The 17,698-nt window shown below is 61.0% G+C and carries 15 protein-coding genes; 2 read left to right on the top strand and 13 right to left on the bottom strand.

What is annotated here, in order from left to right; all coding sequences use genetic code 11:
• Nucleotides 1–93 precede the first annotated feature (93 nt).
• On the top strand, nucleotides 94–1,101 hold the full coding sequence (gene waaC / locus HD883_RS13025) for a lipopolysaccharide heptosyltransferase I (protein ID WP_179584793.1): 1,008 nt from the start codon (nucleotides 94–96) through the stop codon (nucleotides 1,099–1,101).
• Nucleotides 1,101–2,423: a 3-deoxy-D-manno-octulosonic acid transferase gene (locus HD883_RS13020; protein WP_373563362.1), complete on the top strand. Its 1,323-nt coding sequence runs from the start codon at nucleotides 1,101–1,103 to the stop codon at nucleotides 2,421–2,423. Before waaC ends, HD883_RS13020 begins: the two co-directional genes overlap by 1 nt.
• Here HD883_RS13020 and HD883_RS13015 read toward each other — a convergent pair.
• The 13 genes from HD883_RS13015 to HD883_RS12955 all read right to left on the bottom strand — a co-directional run bounded on the left by HD883_RS13015 (nucleotide 2,392) and on the right by HD883_RS12955 (nucleotide 17,651).
• Complete coding sequence (locus HD883_RS13015) at nucleotides 2,392–4,677, bottom strand: polysaccharide biosynthesis tyrosine autokinase (protein WP_179584794.1); 2,286 nt, start codon at nucleotides 4,675–4,677, stop codon at nucleotides 2,392–2,394. The genes HD883_RS13020 and HD883_RS13015 overlap by 32 nt on opposite strands.
• Nucleotides 4,678–4,689: 12 nt before the next feature.
• Nucleotides 4,690–5,121, bottom strand: a complete 432-nt coding sequence (locus HD883_RS13010) for a low molecular weight protein-tyrosine-phosphatase (RefSeq protein WP_179584796.1) — start codon at nucleotides 5,119–5,121, stop codon at nucleotides 4,690–4,692.
• On the bottom strand, nucleotides 5,118–6,275 hold the full coding sequence (locus HD883_RS13005) for a polysaccharide biosynthesis/export family protein (RefSeq protein WP_179584798.1): 1,158 nt from the start codon (nucleotides 6,273–6,275) through the stop codon (nucleotides 5,118–5,120). The genes HD883_RS13010 and HD883_RS13005 overlap by 4 nt, the downstream gene beginning before the upstream one ends.
• A gap of 32 nt (nucleotides 6,276–6,307) precedes the next feature.
• Nucleotides 6,308–8,530, bottom strand: coding sequence for a YjbH domain-containing protein (locus tag HD883_RS13000; RefSeq protein ID WP_179584800.1), 2,223 nt, complete (start codon nucleotides 8,528–8,530; stop codon nucleotides 6,308–6,310).
• An 8-nt stretch (nucleotides 8,531–8,538) separates the two neighbouring features.
• Entirely contained in the window at nucleotides 8,539–9,219 is a 681-nt protein-coding gene (locus tag HD883_RS12995) for a hypothetical protein (RefSeq protein WP_179584802.1), read from the bottom strand.
• Nucleotides 9,220–9,402: 183 nt separating this feature from the next.
• On the bottom strand, nucleotides 9,403–10,587 hold the full coding sequence (locus HD883_RS12990; RefSeq protein ID WP_373563361.1) for a DegT/DnrJ/EryC1/StrS family aminotransferase: 1,185 nt from the start codon (nucleotides 10,585–10,587) through the stop codon (nucleotides 9,403–9,405).
• Nucleotides 10,584–11,255 carry an acetyltransferase gene (locus HD883_RS12985; RefSeq protein WP_179584804.1) on the bottom strand — a complete coding sequence of 224 codons (672 nt, stop codon included), beginning with the start codon at nucleotides 11,253–11,255 and terminating at the stop codon, nucleotides 10,584–10,586. The genes HD883_RS12990 and HD883_RS12985 overlap by 4 nt, the downstream gene beginning before the upstream one ends.
• Nucleotides 11,248–11,886, bottom strand: coding sequence for a sugar transferase (locus tag HD883_RS12980; RefSeq protein WP_306455872.1), 639 nt, complete (start codon nucleotides 11,884–11,886; stop codon nucleotides 11,248–11,250). The genes HD883_RS12985 and HD883_RS12980 overlap by 8 nt, the downstream gene beginning before the upstream one ends.
• The gene (locus HD883_RS12975; protein ID WP_179584806.1) at nucleotides 11,883–12,770 is read right to left on the bottom strand and encodes a hypothetical protein; all 888 of its coding nucleotides are present in this window, start codon (nucleotides 12,768–12,770) and stop codon (nucleotides 11,883–11,885) included. Before HD883_RS12975 ends, HD883_RS12980 begins: the two co-directional genes overlap by 4 nt.
• 40 nt (nucleotides 12,771–12,810) lie before the next feature.
• Nucleotides 12,811–13,974, bottom strand: a complete 1,164-nt coding sequence (locus HD883_RS12970; RefSeq protein WP_179584808.1) for a hypothetical protein — start codon at nucleotides 13,972–13,974, stop codon at nucleotides 12,811–12,813.
• The gene (locus HD883_RS12965) at nucleotides 13,877–15,088 is read right to left on the bottom strand and encodes an O-antigen ligase family protein (RefSeq protein WP_179584810.1); all 1,212 of its coding nucleotides are present in this window, start codon (nucleotides 15,086–15,088) and stop codon (nucleotides 13,877–13,879) included. The genes HD883_RS12970 and HD883_RS12965 overlap by 98 nt, the downstream gene beginning before the upstream one ends.
• A complete protein-coding gene (locus HD883_RS12960) occupies nucleotides 15,085–16,311 on the bottom strand; it encodes a glycosyltransferase family 4 protein (RefSeq protein WP_179584812.1) in 1,227 nt (408 codons plus the stop codon). Before HD883_RS12960 ends, HD883_RS12965 begins: the two co-directional genes overlap by 4 nt.
• Entirely contained in the window at nucleotides 16,308–17,651 is a 1,344-nt protein-coding gene (locus HD883_RS12955; RefSeq protein WP_179584814.1) for a UDP-glucose dehydrogenase family protein, read from the bottom strand. The genes HD883_RS12960 and HD883_RS12955 overlap by 4 nt, the downstream gene beginning before the upstream one ends.
• Between the last annotated feature and the right edge of the window lie 47 nt (nucleotides 17,652–17,698).

The following is a 17,698-nucleotide window of genomic DNA, read 5'->3' as shown; positions in this document are numbered from 1 at the left end:
ACGGCGGGGGCGGCAGGGCGCCCGCCGGCGCAGCCGCCAGAGCATAGCGGCTACAATCCGGCTTTCCGCTTTTGTGCTTTCGCCGGCTTTCCCGTGCCCCGCATCCTTCTCGTCAAAACGTCTTCAATGGGCGACATCGTGCACGCGCTGCCTGCCGTGTCGGATATCGCTCGCCATTTTCCTGGCGCAGTCATCGACTGGGTGGCTGAAGAGTCGTTCACGGCCATTCCTGCCTTGCATCCGCAGGTGGCCGACGTGATCCCGGTCGCGTTGCGGCGCTGGCGCAAGAACTGGTTTTCGGCCGAAACGCGCGAAGAACGTGCGGCCTTCTGGCATCGTGTCGGCAAGCATCGCTACGACTGCGTGATCGACCTGCAAGGCCTGGTCAAGTCCGCCCTGCTGGCTCGCCATGTGAATGGCCCGCTGCACGGCTGCGACTTCCGGTCGGCCCGCGAACCGCTGGCGGCGCTGTTCTATCGTTTTCGTCACCGTGTGGTGTTCCAGCAGTCCGCCGTCACGCGCATGCGCTTGCTCGCGGCCCAGTCCCTGGGCTATGCCTTGGAAGGCCCGCCGGAATTCGGCCTTAAGGTCGGCCGCCGTCCTGGCATGCCGCCGCGCTACGCGGCGATCATGCCGTCGGCCAGCCGCGAGACCAAGCTGTGGCCCGAGGAATACTGGAAGGCCGTCCTGCTGCGCCTGGAAGTGGCGGGCTATGCGCCGTACCTGTTTGCTGGCAACGAAGAAGAACTGGAACGCGCGCAGCGTCTGGCCGATGCGGTCCCGCGTGCCCGCGCGCTGCCACGCATGGGGCTACGAGAGGCCGCAGAAGTGCTGGCCGGCGCATCGGTGTTCGTGGGCTTGGACAGCGGCCTGACGCACCTTGCGGGCGGCCTGGGCCGGCCCACCATCGGCATCTATTGCGACTACGACCCGGCCCTGGCGCCGGTGACCGGGTCGGGCTTCATTGCCTGCCTGGGTGGCCCCGGCACGCCGCCGACGCGTGAAGAAGTCCTGGCCGCCGTGGGGCGCGCCCTGCCTGCCGAAGCCACGCACCCGCGGCCTGTCGTTGCCATCAACGACGACACGGAGCCCGACGCGTGATGGCCGCTGCGTTGTGGCGGTTCGTCTATTCGACGTTGTGGCGTCTGCTCACGCCCTTCATCTGGCTGAAGATCTGGCGCCGCGCCAAGCGCGAGCCCTTGTATGGCGTCTTTCCGGCTGAACGCTTTGGGTTCTATCGCAAGGCCATGCCCAAGCCGGGCAATGATGATTTCCGTGCGGCCCCGGTGTGGGTGCACGCCGTCAGCCTGGGCGAGACGCGCGCAGCCCAGCCGCTGATCGAAGCCCTGCTTGAACGCGGCCTGCCCGTGTTGCTGACCAACATGACGGCGACCGGCCGCACCGAGGCGTCCCGCCTGTTCGCGACCGCCATCGCCCAGGGCCGCCTACGGCAGGTGTGGCTGCCCTACGATCTGCCCGGCGCTGTACGCCGCTTCTTCCGCTACTTCACGCCGCGTTGCGGGCTGCTGATCGAGACCGAGGTTTGGCCGAATCTGATCCGCGCGGGCAAGCATTACGCCGTGCCGTTGGCGCTGGTCAGCGCGCGCATGTCGGAAGCGTCGCTACGCAAGAACCTGCGGCTGGCCAGTCTGGCGCGGCAGACCTTTGGCAGCCTGGACCAGGTGCTGGCGCAGACCCAGGAAGACGCGGATCGCCTGACCCAGCTGGGCGCCAGGTCGCCCAAAGTGGTGGGCAACCTGAAATTCGACTTGCGCCTGCCACCCGATCAATTGGATGCGGGCCTGGCCTGGAATCCGGGACTGGCGCGGCCGGTGATCGCCATTGCGAGCACCCGCGAAGGCGAAGAGGGCGATTTCCTTAAAGCCATTGCCGCGCCGCCCCGCACGCAAGACGGTGTCGAGCCCCTGGTGGTGCTGATTCCCAGGCACCCGCAACGCTTCGATGAAGTCGCCGCCATGGTGGACGGGTCCGGTCTGCGCATGAAGCGGCGGTCCGCCATCCAGGGCCTGCCTGCGCCACGCGATGTGAGCAGCGACGTGCAGGTGCTGGTGGGCGACAGCCTGGGCGAGATGCCGTTCTACTACGCCGCGGCCGACGTGACGATCGTGGCGGGCAGCTTTGCGCCGCTGGGCGGGCAGAACCTGATCGAGGCCAGCGCCTGTGGCGTGCCCGTGATCGTGGGCCCGCACACGTTCAACTTTGCGCAGGCCTCTGAAAACGCGATCGAAGCCGGCGCCGCATTGCGGGCCCAGGACGCCGCGGATGCCTGGCGCCTGGCGCTGCAATTGCTCGAGCAACCGGACGACCGCATGCGCATGCGGGAAGCGGCCGCGCGATTCAGCGCGACGCATACCGGCGCCACGCGGCGGGTCATGCTCGAGATTTCAAGCTGGTTGATGTAGAGGCAGCGTCACCGTAGCTGTATTGCTGGTACCGGTAACCACCGTACCGGTAGTTGTACGTCCCATAGTGCCGGCGTGACATGTCCATCGCGTTGAAGATAACTCCTGTGATGGCCCCGCCCCCATGCGAAAGCCGTTTCGCGCTTTCCAGCACCTCGCCCATCTGTGTTTTGTCCGCACGCGCCACGAACAGGATTGTCCCGACATGCGTCGCGAGAGCTGCAGTATCCGCGGCAACAAGGACGGGGGGCGTGTCGATGATCACCAGATCATAGGTGTCAGAAAATACGGAAAGTAGCCGTGTGCATGATTCGGACATGAGCAGTTCGGCGGGGTTGGGTGGCAGCACGCCGGTGGTGATGACATCCAGGTTTGGAAGCACCTCACGATGCGTTGCCTGATTCAGTGTGATCTGTCCTGCAATCAGTTCCGACATCCCTCTCGCGCGGCCGAGTCCGACGTACTCGTGCACGGTACCTTTTCGTAGATCGGCGTCGACCAGAAGGACACGTTTTCCCGCATTGGCCATGATGCCCGCGAAGTTGGATGACAGAAAACTCTTGCCGACGCCAGGAGTGGCGCCCGTGAAGATGACGCGATTGTTGACGCTCTCAAGCATCGCGAACTGCAGGGCGGTACGCAGGCTGCGCAGACTTTCTGCGGCAGGATCATGCGGTGCGGCTGCGATCAACAGCTGCGTTTGTGCCGAACCAGCGATGACGGGCGACGTGGCAGTTCGCTTGAGCAACGACGCTTGCGCTGTGCTCAGCGGAATCGTGGCGTACACGTTCAAACCAGTGCTGATTTCGATTTCCTGAGGACTTCGAATTCCACGGAAAAATGCGTTGCGCAGCAGGGCCAGGCCGATTCCGGCAAATAGTCCGAGTACTGCGGCTAGCGCGATGACCAGCCCTTTTTGCGGCTTGACGGGAATCTCGGCGAGCTGGGCTTCATCCAGCAGACGGACATTGCCAATCTTGCCTTCCTTGACCAGCCTTAATTGCAAGGCATTGTTGACCAGCGATTGATATAGCTCGCTGTTCACTTTCACGTCGCGCTCCATCCGCAGTGCATCTTGCTGCGTTTCAGGCATGTTTCGGATGCGGCCGTTGATGGCGTTGAGTTCGCGCGTCCATGCAGCAATTTGCGCATCCAGGGTCTGGATCGCCGGGTGTTTGCCCGTGAAGCGGGGTTCGAGCTCGCGGCGGCGTTGCTGCGCATCCATCAGCTTGGTCTGGAGGTCGACCGTCTGGCCAAGAATCAGTTTGGCCTCCTCGTCAAACGCTACTGTGCCCTTCTGATTGCGATAGCGGTTATAGACATCCTCTGACTGCTCCAGCTGCAGCTTGTATTGGGGCAATTGCATGTCCAGGAAACTCAGCGTCTTTTGTGCTTCGGCAGCTTTCCGTTCAATGTTCTGACGGACATACTGCCGCCCGATTTCGTTGAGTATGGTGGCAAGCTTGACGGGGTCATTGTCTTGCAAGGTAGCCGCAATGACGCCGGACTGCCGGCCGCGTTCTGCCAGTTGCAGTCTTTCCTGCAGGGACTCGATTGCGCCAAGCCGCGAGGTGCGTGCCAGCTTGAATTGCGCACCTGGTTTGGCCTGAAGATCAGCCACCATCAACCGGACCGGTCCGTGGGGACCCGTGTATTCCAGCAGCTGTCCCACCTGTCCCTGCAAGGGTTCGCCCATGTGGTCGGCAACAAGTGCGTAGGCGCCGTTATCTCCGGCCGTGAGGGTGAAGTCGACGGACTCCATCTGCGCTCCGACGTCGAACTGCGCCACGTCGATCGATTCGGTGCCAGACACGTATCCGCTCAAGCCCATGAAACCAGGCTCCGACAGAGTGGTAGCGCGCCGCGCTAACCAGTTGCCGATCAGCGGGACATAACGCGGTTGCGCGTCGATAAACAACCTGGTGTTTTCGACTGCTTGGCTGATGATCATGCGCGACCGGATGATTTCTATCTCACCTGTGGCGGGCGTCTTGACATCGAACAAGCTTGACGCCTCGCCGAGGAAGCTCTGCGCGGACCCTGCCGAGTCTTCCACCTGGATCAGAATGTTGGCCTGATAAACGGGTTTCGCAGACAGCGCGTAAGCCACGCCGATAGCGATAGCGAGCGCTGTGACAGTACCGATTAGCCATTTGTTGTCCAGCAGTATGTCAACGTATTCGCGTACGTTAAAGCCGTCATCTTCTTGAGTGGCGGGCGCCATGGCGGCAAGCGGGTAAGAGGGTGTGTTCATCGCGAGTCGAAATTAAAGTTTTGCGATGCGGCCAGCCCACGTCTTCACACCCGCCTCGATCAAAGAGAGAGAGTATTCGAACGCAGCGGTCGACAATCGATAGGGGTCAGGCACGTCTTGCCGGATGGCCTCACAAAGACGAAATACCTTGCCGGTCACGAACGGGTAGTGCAGTTCGAGGAACCGGCGCTGCGCTTGGTCCATCACAAGGATCAGATCGGCTTGCTGGCACAGTTCACGGCCGACTTGACGCGCAATATGGCCGGATATGTCCAGGTTGCGTTTGGCCATCAACGCGATGGCCTTGGAATCGGCGTGGCTGCCGATGAGGGCTCCTACGCCGGCTGAAGACACGCGGGTTTGCGGCAGGTCGCGTGCAAGCAGGGCCGCTGCCATCGGGCTGCGGCAGATGTTGCCTACGCAGATGGTCAAAATCGCATTCATCGCGTGGAGATGGTGCTGCCAATGTTGACAACCTGCGCCGAGGGCAGGACCAGGCTGATCACGCGATTCCACGACACAAGGGGCACTGGGTCGATGTACACCACGTCTCTGGGTCGCAGGGCAAAGGTGTCAGCCAGCGCGAAGGCGGCCGGCGATCGTGAGTCGAGGTGAAAAATTGCCGGACCGCCTTGCTGATTCTTTCGCACTACGTATATCTGACCAGGATTGGCGGTCGCAAGGTTGACTCCGCCTGCTTCACCCAAGGCCTCGTTCAATGTGAGCCGGCCGTTACGCATGAGGAGGGCAGACGGACGCAGGATTTCGCCCATGACATAGACCTTGCTTTCTTCCCGATTCCTGACGGTGATCAGGTCGCCGCTTTGCAGCAAGATGCGATTTGGATTGGCGCCCAGTTCCTGCATCAGGGGCAGGTCTACCAGCGTTGTCACGTCCTGGCGTGTCAGCGTCACGAAAGACCGATCGCCGGCGGGCGTGATGCCTCCAGCGCGATTGATAGCTTCGAGCAAGGTCATCGGAACGTCGGTAAAGATCTGCATGCCTGGCCGGCTGACTTCGCCTTCGACGTAGGCGCGGCGGCTGCGGAACGAGGCAATGCGGACGTTCACTTGCGGCTTGTTGATGTATTCAGAGATTCGTTTGGCGATCAGTTCGGATGCTTCGATCTCGGTCAACCCCGCCACGCGGACTCGGCCGACGAACGGAAACGTGACTTCGCCGTCGGCACTCACGATGAAGCCAGGTTGCGCGCTGATGCCGGTCGGGTCTACCGCCTGCGTGATCACCGTGCCGGTGGACGGCACCAGTTCAGGGTGGTCATAGACCACGATGGCGATGACGTCGCTCGGCCCGATGGTGTACGGCATCGGCTCTGCGAACAGCGCGCGAATGCTATCGGGAATCTGCGTTGGCCGCGAGCGTGCCTGCGTCTGCACGAGCGTTGGCGAGATCGGAACGATGACGCCCTGCGGCGGGTTGTCGGCATCAGTGGCGATGTACTGGCCAAGCGTAATGCTGGTCCGTTGCCCTGGATCCGCATAGTCATATCCGGGTGCGGTCAACACGCCGCACCCTTGCATCACAAATGCGATGGTGACGCTCGCAATCAGGTACGGTGCAAGCTTTTTGTGTTCCATGCGATTCAACGTGCTCCCCTTTGTGTCTCGCTTCATCGTGCTGCATCCCGGACTCGGCGCAAGTTGTCTTCGAAATAGGCCAGGCCCGACCGATCCGAGTTGAATGTCGTATTCAATGTCGCGAGTCCTGGCCTGACTGCGTGCGCAACGGAAATGGCGTTGGTCGTCGCGCCGGTTTGTGTTTCTACCGCGTAGCTCCACCGTGGCACGCCAGTCACTTGCACGAAGTTGCCTGGCGACATGTCTTTGCGTGGGCCCAGTGGCAGCGTGACTTCCACGCCAACGAAGGTGGCGCTGACCCGCTGTGTTTCGAATTTGGTCCGCTTTGCATAGAGTGCGACCGCGGTGTCGGCAAACCACTGGCGTAGCACAAGTTGGGCGCCTACGTCGTGGTTCATGAACCTGCCGGCAGTGACTTCTACGTTGGTGCGCGTCTGCATATGGCTGTAGCGGTAGCTGCCAAGCAGAGGCTCGGCAACTCGCGGGGCGGTTGGCAAAATGGGGCCGTAGAGGGGCCCGATCACAGTGCGATCACGGGTAAAGCGGCCGGCTTCCAGGCCGAACCGATGCTTGCCTTCTCCCGGTTCCCAACGCATTTCGCCATACACACCGTCGTATATCGAATTGATCTTGCCGACGCTGGCTGCTGCCGTGACAGCGCTCAGCCCCCATCGCGAGGCCTGAAGCTCTGACACGCCGGGCAGCCATTTTTCCAGTGGCAGTCGCAAGCTTTGCGTCAGCAGCACCCGGTCAACGCCGGCGTGCAGGCGGCGCGAACCGTACACGCCGCGCCGTTCAAAATCACTGGAATTGGCAAGTGGCGCAATGTATCTGGCCTCGGCCGTCGCTCCACGCCACAAGGGTTGCTGCAGGTTGACCGCAATGCCTGCCGAGTAGTCGAAGACCCCATATTCCGTGGCAACGTTGCTGGCCAGAACCGGCTGCAGGCTGACCCGCAACGTTTTCCAGCTTGGGGCCTCATTGCGTACGACCCAGGTGGCGCCCTGGTACAAGGACTCAAGCGCCGTACCACCTGCTGCATACAGTTGCCCCGCGGTGCAGGTGGCCGTCTCTCCAGCCAGCCACTCACGCAGGCAATCAGTCTGCCCGGTAACGCCAACCAGTGGGATCTGGCGCTGACTGAGTACCACGCGGTACCCAGCCTTGGCGTCACCCAGTTGGCGCGCTACGACGCCAAGTGAGACCCCGAGGGCGTCCAGCGCATTCCAGTTGTAGGTTGCATTGTTCACTGTGGCGACGATGGATCCGTCCGGCATCCGGCCCACTGAAATGTCTTCGAGTCCCTTGGCCTTCAGTGCGGCGGCCAGCCCCTCGAGGCCCCCATCGCTGACGGGCTGGGCGGGTTCAAAGCCGACAGGCGCGCGCGGTTGAAGATCTTGCGGAGGCAAGGCCGTCGCTGGATAGGTCGGCTCTACGCGCAATCCGGAATCACGCGCGTAGGCCGGAAGCGGTATGGCGTGAGCGGTTGTGGGCAACGAGGGCGTCTTGTAGAGGGGAATCGCCACACCCACACCAATCCAGCTGCGCTGTGTTACGCCTGAGTCCGTTAGTCTGGCGTTGATGGCGACATGCGCCCGCCAGCCCTGCGGCAACCAGGATTGCGGGGCGAACAGCTTTGCGCCTGCCCATGCATTGGTGTTCACAACCTCGACGGATGTCTGCAGCCACGGGAACGGGCTAAGCGCCACGCTGCCGAAAATTCCGCCCAGGGGCGACTTCACACCACTGTTTCTGACGGCGCTACGCTGCGCGAGGCCCACGCTGACATCCCACTGTCCGCCGGTGTAGGTGCCAACGCCGTAGTAGCTCCGAAAATTGGTGGCACCGCCTCCAACGTCTGTTGCGCCCACGGCGACGCGGTAATGACGTGCTGCGTCCAGTCCGATTCCGGCCTTAACGTTGGCAGACAGGTCGCGAATGCCACAACCGTCGACGTAGCAATTGGAGTTCGTGGTGTTGCTGGCGATCCGTCCGCTGAACTCCAGGTTCGGCAACAGGCCGAACCCGACCACGTAGTTGTGGCCGTCGGTTCCGCCCAGGCGCGTGCGCGACTGGGCCCCTGGCAACTGAGCGTCGTAGGCAAGGTCCACCTTCCCCCAATCAAGCAGATGGGCAGTCGGGGTGATGGCCAGCCCCGTGTAGCCCTGCGGCGTCATGGTCATCTCGGCGGAGACCACCGGGGTGGCAGCAAGAATCAGGGGGAGGGCGGTAATCCCGCAACGCATTGCCATCATCGCGATGCTCAGCCGCCGGTGCCGCCAGTGCCGCCCGTACCGCCGGTGCCCCCAGTGCCGCCGGTGCCGCCACTGGCAGGAGGCGCCAACGTATCACCGCGAGCCTTGGCAGCGGCTTTGACGGCTGCCGCCACGGTACCATCGGGGTTTTGCGTGACGGACTTCGTATCGTCGAGCACTTTGTCCAGTCCTGTCCCATTTGCGACAAAAGTAGCCGACTCGAAGTTCGTGTTGCGCGCCGCTGCAAGAATGGCATCGGCCTCGGCAGCCGATTTGCCGCTGGCAATCAACTGGGTGCGAACCACTTCAATGACGGCGGCGCGATAGTTGCTCACGTTCGAAGGGCTGCTCACGCTGGTGGCAAAGGTAGCGTCCGATTGGATTTTGGCCAGGAACTCGGCCACGGTCAGTGATGCCGTACCGCTGGTGGAGGCAGCCAGGACAACTTCCACGAAGATATCGGTCAGCGGGGTGAAGTTCACGTTTGCACCGCTGAGCAGGATGCTGCGATAGGTGACCGGCGCTTTGGTGGCTGTGCCGATGCAGGGGTAGCTGAACGACACTGGAGGCGTCGTGAAATTTCCTTGCGCGTCGGTGTTCGCGGCCAGCGCGGCGCGATTGGCGCAGGTCATGTTGACCGCGGCGCTGGTCAACGGCGCACCGGTCGCGGCCGTACCTTTGACGCTCAACGGCGCGGGGCCTCCAGAGCCACCGTCATCGCCCCCGCCACCTCCGCACGCGGAGACTGCGCCAAGCAAACCGATCGCGGCAGCGCGCGCGACGATGGCAGGAAGAAAGTGCAAAGTATGGGACATCATCAGCTCTCTTTTTCAGTGGGTCGTCATCTACGTTGGTGGGGTGGTTGCAACCCGTCACGCGGGAGCGGTTGCTTCAGTCAGTACGGTGGAAATGCAGTCGCAGGTGTGCTGGACCTCCTCTTGGCTAAGTGTCGGGTGAACAAGAAACATCAGGCTGATCTCACCTAGCAGCCGCGCTACCGGCAAACGGTCTTGCGGCCGCCATCCGGTATCGTCAAAGGCCGCTTCCAGATAGACCTCGGAGCACGAGCCCTGGAAGCACGGAACCCCCTGTTCGCCAAGCGCCGCAATGATCCTGTCTCTGTCCCAGCCCGACTTCAGCCGTTCTGGGCGGACATGGACGTAGGACTTGTAGAAGGCATGTACAGAACCATCGTTTTGCGCCCAACCTGTCGGGACGTGAAGCGAGTCGAACTGCGCGCAGGTGTCCAGGATGCGTTTGGCATTGCGTGTCCGGGTCGCGATCCAATCGTCGAGCCAACGTAATTGGACGCGACCAATCACGCCCTGCATCTCGAGCATTCGCCAGTTGGTACCGAAGCTGCTGACGACCCATCGAAAGCCCGGTGGATGCTGCGTCTGATAGACAGCGTTCCAATCCTTTCCATGGTCTTTGAAGGACCACATCGCTGACCAAAGGCTTGCATCATTGGTAGTGACCATGCCGCCTTCGCCGCCGGTCGTCATGATTTTGTCCTGACAAAAACTCCAGGCGCCGATGTGTCCGAGGGATCCGACCGACTTGCCCTTGTAGCGAGCCCCGTGTGCCTGAGCACAATCCTCGATAACCTTCAGGCCGTGCCGTGCAGCAAGGGCCATGATCGGATCCATGTCGCAGGGCCATCCCGCCAGATGCACACAGATCACGGCTCGGGTCCTGGGCGTCAGCGCGCGCTCGATCGTCGCAGCGGTCAGGTTTCCACTTTCAGGGCAGACGTCGGCAAACACCGGTCGGGCACCTGCGTTGACGACGCACGACACACTCGCGATAAAAGTTCGAGGCGTCACGATGACGTCGTCGCCAGGTCCTATCGCCAAGGCTCTCAGGGCAACGTCAAGGGCAACTGTCCCGTTGGCCAACGCGACCGCGTGGGTCGTGCCGACGTAAGCGGCAAATTCTTTTTCGAACTCGCGGCAATGCTCGCCGGTCCAGTAATTGACTCGGTTGGAAAGCAGCGTCTCCTGCACTGCTGACGCTTCTTCCGCCGTGAAGGCCGGCCAGGGAGAACAAATCATCATGGCTGAGTACTCCTTTTTTCCAGGATGCGCGCTGGATTGCCGACAACCGTGGCAAGCGGGGGAACATCGTCGATCACCACTGCGCCCATGCCCACGACAGCATGCGCGCCGATGACCAGGGGCCTTCCGGCCGCACCCTGTCTGATGAGCGCGCCAGCGCCAATGTAGGCATGGGCTCGCACATGCACATTGCCGTTGCAAATCGCGCCTGGCGCGAGCGTGACGAAGTCTTCGATGACGCAGTCGTGGGAGACGTGGCTGCGGGTGTTGGCCTGAAATCCTGTTCCGATGCGGACATTGGGTCCCACATAGACAAAGCTGCTGAGGACCGCTCCCTGGCCGATTTGCGAATGCGACAGGACGACTGCGGTCGCTGCAGTGACCGACCAGGGTGTGATGCCATGCGCAGCGATCCGTGACGTTGCGGCTTGCCTTGCTGCACTGTTGCCCATTGTCACGGCGACACGTTTTTCAGCGGCGTCCATGCTTAGAAATTCGGTCAGGGTCAGGACGGCGACGTCGTTGATCAGCCTTTCTGGCGTAGCATCGTCGATGAAGCACAGGCGGTCCAGCGACACATTCGACTTTTCCAATTGGGCGATCGCGAAGGGAAGGATTTCCCGTCCGTGCCCGCCTGCGCCGTAGATGCCAAATAGGATGTCAGTCATTGCTGCCGGCTCCCCGTGACCCGGTAAAGCGTTCCATGGTGGCGTGGTCACTGCTGCTGACACCTTGTCGATTCCAGACTGTTCGTACCGTCAACGCAATGATCTTCAGATCCAGTCCGACGCTTCGGTTGTCGACGTACCAGACGTCCATCGCGAACTTGTCTGTCCAGCTGACTTCGTTACGCCCATTGACCTGCGCCCAACCCGTGATTCCAGGTCGCACCTCATGACGGCGCGCTTGTGCCGGCGTGTACAGCGGCAGGTATTCCACGAGAAGCGGGCGCGGACCCACGATGCTCATGTCGCCACGCAGCACATTCCACAGGCTTGGAAGCTCGTCCAGGCTGCTGCTGCGCAGGGCAGAACCGAAGGGAGTGAGTCGCAGTGCATCAGGAAGGAGTTCGCCATGTTCGTCGGTAGCTGTTGTCATGCTGCGCAGCTTCAACAACGTGAAGCGTTGCCCGTGGCGCCCGACACGTTCCTGTCGGAACACTGCGGGTTTGCCGAGTTTTCTTCGGACCTTGAGCATGATCGGCACCAGAACAAGCAGGGCCGGAAGTGCGGCAACGAGGACGCATGCCAAGTCCAATGCACGTCGGGCGCTATCGGTCAGTGCCTTTCCTTGCATCATCTGGCCTCCAGTTTCTTGACCAGTGCCTGGCCCATGCGCTGAGATGTAGCGATGCACTCCGGCTGACGACTGGTGCGGCAGGTGCGAGACTTCGACCAGCCGTCCCAAGTCGCTTCCTGACCGATCCGCCCCGGATACAGTTCGATGCCTGCAAGGTAGCCCCGACGGACGGCGTCGAGCGTGACGTCAACCGATTTCAGAAAAAGGGCGTATTCCTCGGCGTCGGTGCAGCGGACTCGGGAGTCGGCTTGGCAGGGCAGATAGTCGGCACGGTCGTAGTGGTAGATGCCGCCGAAAACCTCAGCGTTCGGAAAGAGGCGTTTTACGCGGTTCAGGTAATCGGTATAGGCACCGACCGCGGGGCGGTAGTGCAGGAAGAACGCGACGCGCTGCACGCCATCCCTGAAACGTGACAGGTCGCCGTCTTTGATCGATTCCAGGTAGGGCAGGTCGTCCTCGTACACCGTGGCTGCGAGCCTTGGTGTCGTACGGGCATGTGCGATGACCTCCGGGATGCCGCCGATAGAGGACAACGTGTTGGTCTGTAATCCGCGCCTGACGATGGCGGCAAAGTCGTCCAGGCCGATTTCGTAGGGCTGGCCTGGGGGAGGATCGGCAGAGACAAACTGGTCAATGGCCGCAAGGATGTCGGCGGGACTGCGACTTGCCGGCAACGACAGCGCGATGCGGCTGTCCTTGTCCGGATGGCCCGACGTATTGCGTGCAAGGCAGGCACTGAGCGACGCGCCACATCCGACGCGGTTTGCCGTGATCTGGAGCCGTGAGGCCTGCGCAGCAGCGTCTACGCCCCACGAGATGATAGGCAAGGCGTCAGCGCTGGCCGACGCGGTCGTCGACAGCAGTGCGAGCCACAGCGCTCCCATGACACTTGCAGACTGACTCCTTATGGACACGGTGGGCACCTTATCGATCCAACTTTGCTTTGAAAAAAAAGACGTACAGCAACGAGGCGACGACGGACAGCAGCGCGGTCACCGTTACCGGATCCCGGATCACCGCGAGGGCGCACAGACCACTTGCTGCGAGGGCTGTCTGGTAGAGAAGAACGTCAGTACCTAGGCTCCGGCGAAACAGGAACCACGAGTACGCGCGGTACAGCGAGAAGAGCGACACGGCGCCGCTATAGGCGATTGCCACGAACACCATGGGCAAGTGCAGCCGATCGAGCCAGGACGCATTGGGGACGATGCTGGCGATGGCGTAGAAGCCGATGCAGCACACGGCAGTGACGACTGCGCAAGCCAGGAAGCCGAAAGCCAACGAGGGCTTGTTCGAGTGCCCGAATGCCGTGGCAAGCAGCGAGTAAGTCCGATTTACAAACACCATGCACAGTTGCCAGCAGACCTCTCCAATACTGAATGCAATCGCAAGCGAGTCATCGACTTGACGGCCGAGAAGCTTCAGAAAGACCGGCACGCTGCGCAAGTTGAGCAACAACAATGCGTTCGATACGACCTTGGTCGCCCAGGACGGGTATCGGCTGAGCAGGCATCGGTAGCCCCGCAGATCGAGCGGTATGCCGCGGCCAGGCAGAACGGACCCGAGCACAAGAAGGGTGATGGCCAGTGTCGCCATCGTCGACAGATTGAAAAGGGTGATCAGATCGTTTGCTGTTGCGGCGTGGGTGCCCATCGCGAGCAGAAGAAGCAATAGCCAACGCACGTTGCTGACCAACTCGTAAGCCAGAGGAGAATTTCCTCGAACCAAGCCCGCGGCGTATGAAAGAGTGGCGATCGTCATTGATGCTGAGGCGATCATCACGGCGCGGGGGCTGCCACTCCATAGCGCGCCGATGATCGTCGCGGCAACGGCGACCAGGAACGCGACATGCAGTGATCCCAAAAAGAATCGCTCACGACGACGCTGCCCGCGGCTCAGGAGCACGATCTGGTCTTCGGCGCAGCAAGACACCACCCGTCCGACCAAAAGCGCGATCGTGAGGTCGACGAAGTAGTTGGCGAACTCACCCTTAGCCATGCCGGGTACCACCAAAATCAGAAATGCCAGCTTGGCCAAAATGGCGAAGCCTTTGATGACGTGCCCGATGATGAGCGGCAGGTGTTTCATGTGCAGACCAATTGAGGCGCCACGACGCGAGGATGAAAGCCAGCGGGAACCGCAAATAGCTTGCGTCACCGCTGAAACCACTTGCGATGAGAAAAAAGAGTGCGAGGACGCGAGTCTGGTTAGGTACGCGGCCGAACATCGTCGCAAGTGCTAATAGAAGCAGGACGGCGATCGGCAAGCCGAACTCGGCGGCCAGCTCTGCATAAACATTGTGGGGATACTCGAATTGACTGCCGCTGGCGGTCTGCCAGTTGGCCAACCCGACGCCGAGCGCGTAATTCTTTCGAATCAGCTCGGCGGTTTGATCGAGCATGTCAAGTCGCGTAACGATGGATCCTTCGTCACTCTTGTCGATCTCATTGGTCAGGATGCGACTGAAGGCAGCGAGCCGCGTATCGTTCAACGGCAGTACGCTGCCCGAAGAAAACAGCAGTGCAGCCAGAAGCAGCAAGGGGGCCATTAGCAGGGCAATACGGCTGAAGGCACTGCGGCGAAGGTTCAGCACTGCAAGCATCGCCATGCTCGCGAGTAGCGCGACAATGGCGCCCTTCGACATGGGCCACACCGTCGCAGCGAAGAAAACCATGGCGGCCAGGAAATACCGGGGCGCGCCTGTCGTGATGAGTCGGTGAAGGGCGATCAGGCACATGCTTCCCATCAGCCATCCAAACACGATCGGACCGTTCAGGAAGAATCGGATGCTTCGATCCCAGAACCCATAAGCGAGCTTGTAGCCCAAGGTAGCGAGCAAGACGGCAAGCGCGACCAGCAGCAGTTTGTCGAAGGCGCTTGCGACGCCGACGCGCTCCCGCAACCGATAAAAGAGGGCCGCAGCGCCAACCGTCCCAAAGGCGATGGCATCGAATTTCTGTAGGGCGTACGTGTAGTCGCTCGACCGCAGGGCAGACCAGAGCAGGAGCGGAACTGCAATGCCAAGAAATGTCAGTGCCGGAATGGCGAAGCTGCGTCGCTTGAGTACCGAAGTCACTACGCAAAGAAAGAAAATCAGACTGACCGACTTGGCAACGACGTAGATCGGCTCTGTCTCGGTAAAAGGAAGCAGACCCCCAGCTACCAAGGAAAAATAGAATGCGGCAGCAAGCACCAGGTTCATGCCGCACTCCGATTATTGCCTGCTGCGGCGATCAACACTTGCTCGAGATCTCCGGCCAAACGGTCTCGATCAAAGTCTTTGGTTGCAAGCCGTTTGGCAGCCTGACGCGCGTTGGCAAGCCACTCTGCATCGTGCAAGGCTGCTGCGATCTTTCGGGCAGCTTCACGTGGCGACAATTGCCAGACGACCAACCCCGCGCCCGTTGTGGAAAGCAGGTCCGCCATCCAGCCTCCATGGTTGATGACCATAGGCCGGGAGGCGGCAAGCCCGTCGAAGAACTTGTTGGCCGAATTTGCGCGCATCTCGGGTAAATCGACGAAGAAACTGCAGGCCATGGTCGAAGCTGCCAGCAACGCAGGAACATCCCGTTTCGGAATGCTGGGCTCGATAAACAGGTTGCGATCGAGCGTCCCGTTGGCGCGCGCGCGCGTTCTCAGATTGGTTTCTTCTTGTCCGGCTCCAACGAGTAGCACTCGAGTCTCGGGTGAAATACGGAGCAACTCCGCGGCAATCTCGACGAGGGTGTGGATTCCGTTGATCTTTCCGAAGGTGCCACAGTAGACAAGCAAAGGCCGGTGCGCGAGCCACGGACGGTCGGCGCGAAAAGCCAGGCCACCCGCTTCGGAGTTTGCATGGTCGTCGTTATCGCAGCTGTTTGGAATGACCACGACTTTTTCGGGCGAGATGTTGCGTTGGACGACGCCGTCTTTCATTCCCGGAGACAAGGCGACGACGGCCGCTGCCCGGGTGTAAGCCGTTTTCTCGAGCAAGCGGGCAGCGATTTTGAGTAACGGATTGCGAAGCGCGCCGATGGCAATCGGTAATGTCGGCCAGAGGTCGCGCACTTCGAACACCATGGGTGTTCTACGCCGGATGCTCGCGGCGATGGCGGGGATGGCGACAGTGAGCGGTGTGCTGGTGGCGAAAATCACATCGCTGGGAATGGACATAGCTCGTGAGGAGGCTTTCGACGCAAACCTGATGAACGCTTTGATACGGTCGCGGTTCCCCATATGGTTCGAGTACGTAACGGGCAGCCAGTGGACCTCAATGCCTTCTTCTCGCGTGACGAACCAATCTGTCGCCTCCGCAGGATCCCGCCAGGATGTGATGACATGAACTTCATGTCCGCGTGCAACCAGGCGGCGGGCCATCTCGAACGATCGTGTACCGCCGGCCATTTCAAGCGTGTTGAAGTATTGATGGATGTACACGATCCTCATGGCACGACCGCCACTTCGGCCGCCCGTCCTATCCCGTAGTACGTCAAGCCGGCGGCAGCGCAGCGTGCCGGGTCGAACACATTCCTGCCGTCGATGACCAGCCGTCGGCCCAGTTCTTGCGCAAGCACCATCAGATCGACCGAACGGAATTCCGGCCACTCGGTGCAAATGACGAGTGCGTCGGCGCGCTGCAAGGCAGCATGGCTGGATTCGCAGATCGTCAGGGCGCTAGCCGCTGCGTACAATGCCGCGCACGCAGTTCCGGCTTCCGGATCGTAGGCTTGGATATGGGCTCCGGCGGCCAGCAATTGGTCGATGAGTTGAAGGCTGGGTGCTTCGCGAAGATCATCGGTATTTGGCTTGAATGCGAGTCCCCAGACCGCAATACGCATGTCGCGAGGCGGGCCTCCAAGCGCGTACATCAGCTTGGTATAAAGAACTTGCTTCTGGCGGTGATTGACTTCTTCGACCGCGTAAAGCAGCGCGGGGTGATAGCCGGCCATATGGGCCGACCGGTTGAGCGCTTTCACGTCTTTCGGAAAACATGATCCGCCATAACCACAACCGGGATAGATGAAGTCGTAGCCGATGCGCGGATCGCTTCCGATACCCCGGCGAACTTCTTCGACGTCAGCATTCAGTCTTTCGGCGATGTTGGCGATCTCGTTCATGAAACTTATTTTTGTTGCCAGCATGGCGTTGGCTGCGTACTTGGCCAACTCCGCAGCGCGAACACCCATAAACATCATCTTGTCGCGATTGCGGTTGTAGGGCGCATAGCATTCGCGCATGAGTGCCTCAACGCGGTCGGAATCCGTGCCGACAATGATGCGTGCCGCGCGCTTGAAATCGCCGATCGCGGCGCCTTCCTTCAGGAATTCCGGGTTGGAACACACATCGAAATCGATGTGCTTCTGTCTTTCTTGCAGGGCGCGCTGAATGATCGTGGTCACCAGATCGGCCGTGCCGACGGGCACCGTGGATTTGTTGATGACCAGCTTGTAGTCGGTCATGTGTTGGCCGATTGCCTCGGCTACCGCACGGACAAAGGTCATGTCGGCTTCGCCGTCAAGCCCGGAGGGCGTGCCAACAGCAATGAAAGCCAGTTCGCCAAAATTCACTCCTTGCTGCGCATCAGCCGTGAATTGCAGCCGTCCGGCAGCCAGGTTTTCACGAATCAGGGATTCCAGGCCTGGCTCGTAAATGGCGACCTTGCCGCTGCTCAAGGCGTCCACTTTTGCCTTGTCGACATCGACGCACAGCACGCGATGACCCGCGTCCGCCAGACATCCGCCTGTGACCAGTCCTACGTATCCACTGCCAAAGATGGTGATCTTCATGAAGAAAGTGATGTCATTTCGAAGTTGGTTGTCGGACCCTCGCCATT

The organism is Pigmentiphaga litoralis (assembly GCF_013408655.1).
Classification (GTDB): domain Bacteria; phylum Pseudomonadota; class Gammaproteobacteria; order Burkholderiales; family Burkholderiaceae_B; genus Pigmentiphaga; species Pigmentiphaga litoralis_A.
The sequence above is the reverse complement of the archived record's forward strand: the minus strand, read 5'-3'. Positions and strand labels throughout refer to the sequence as shown.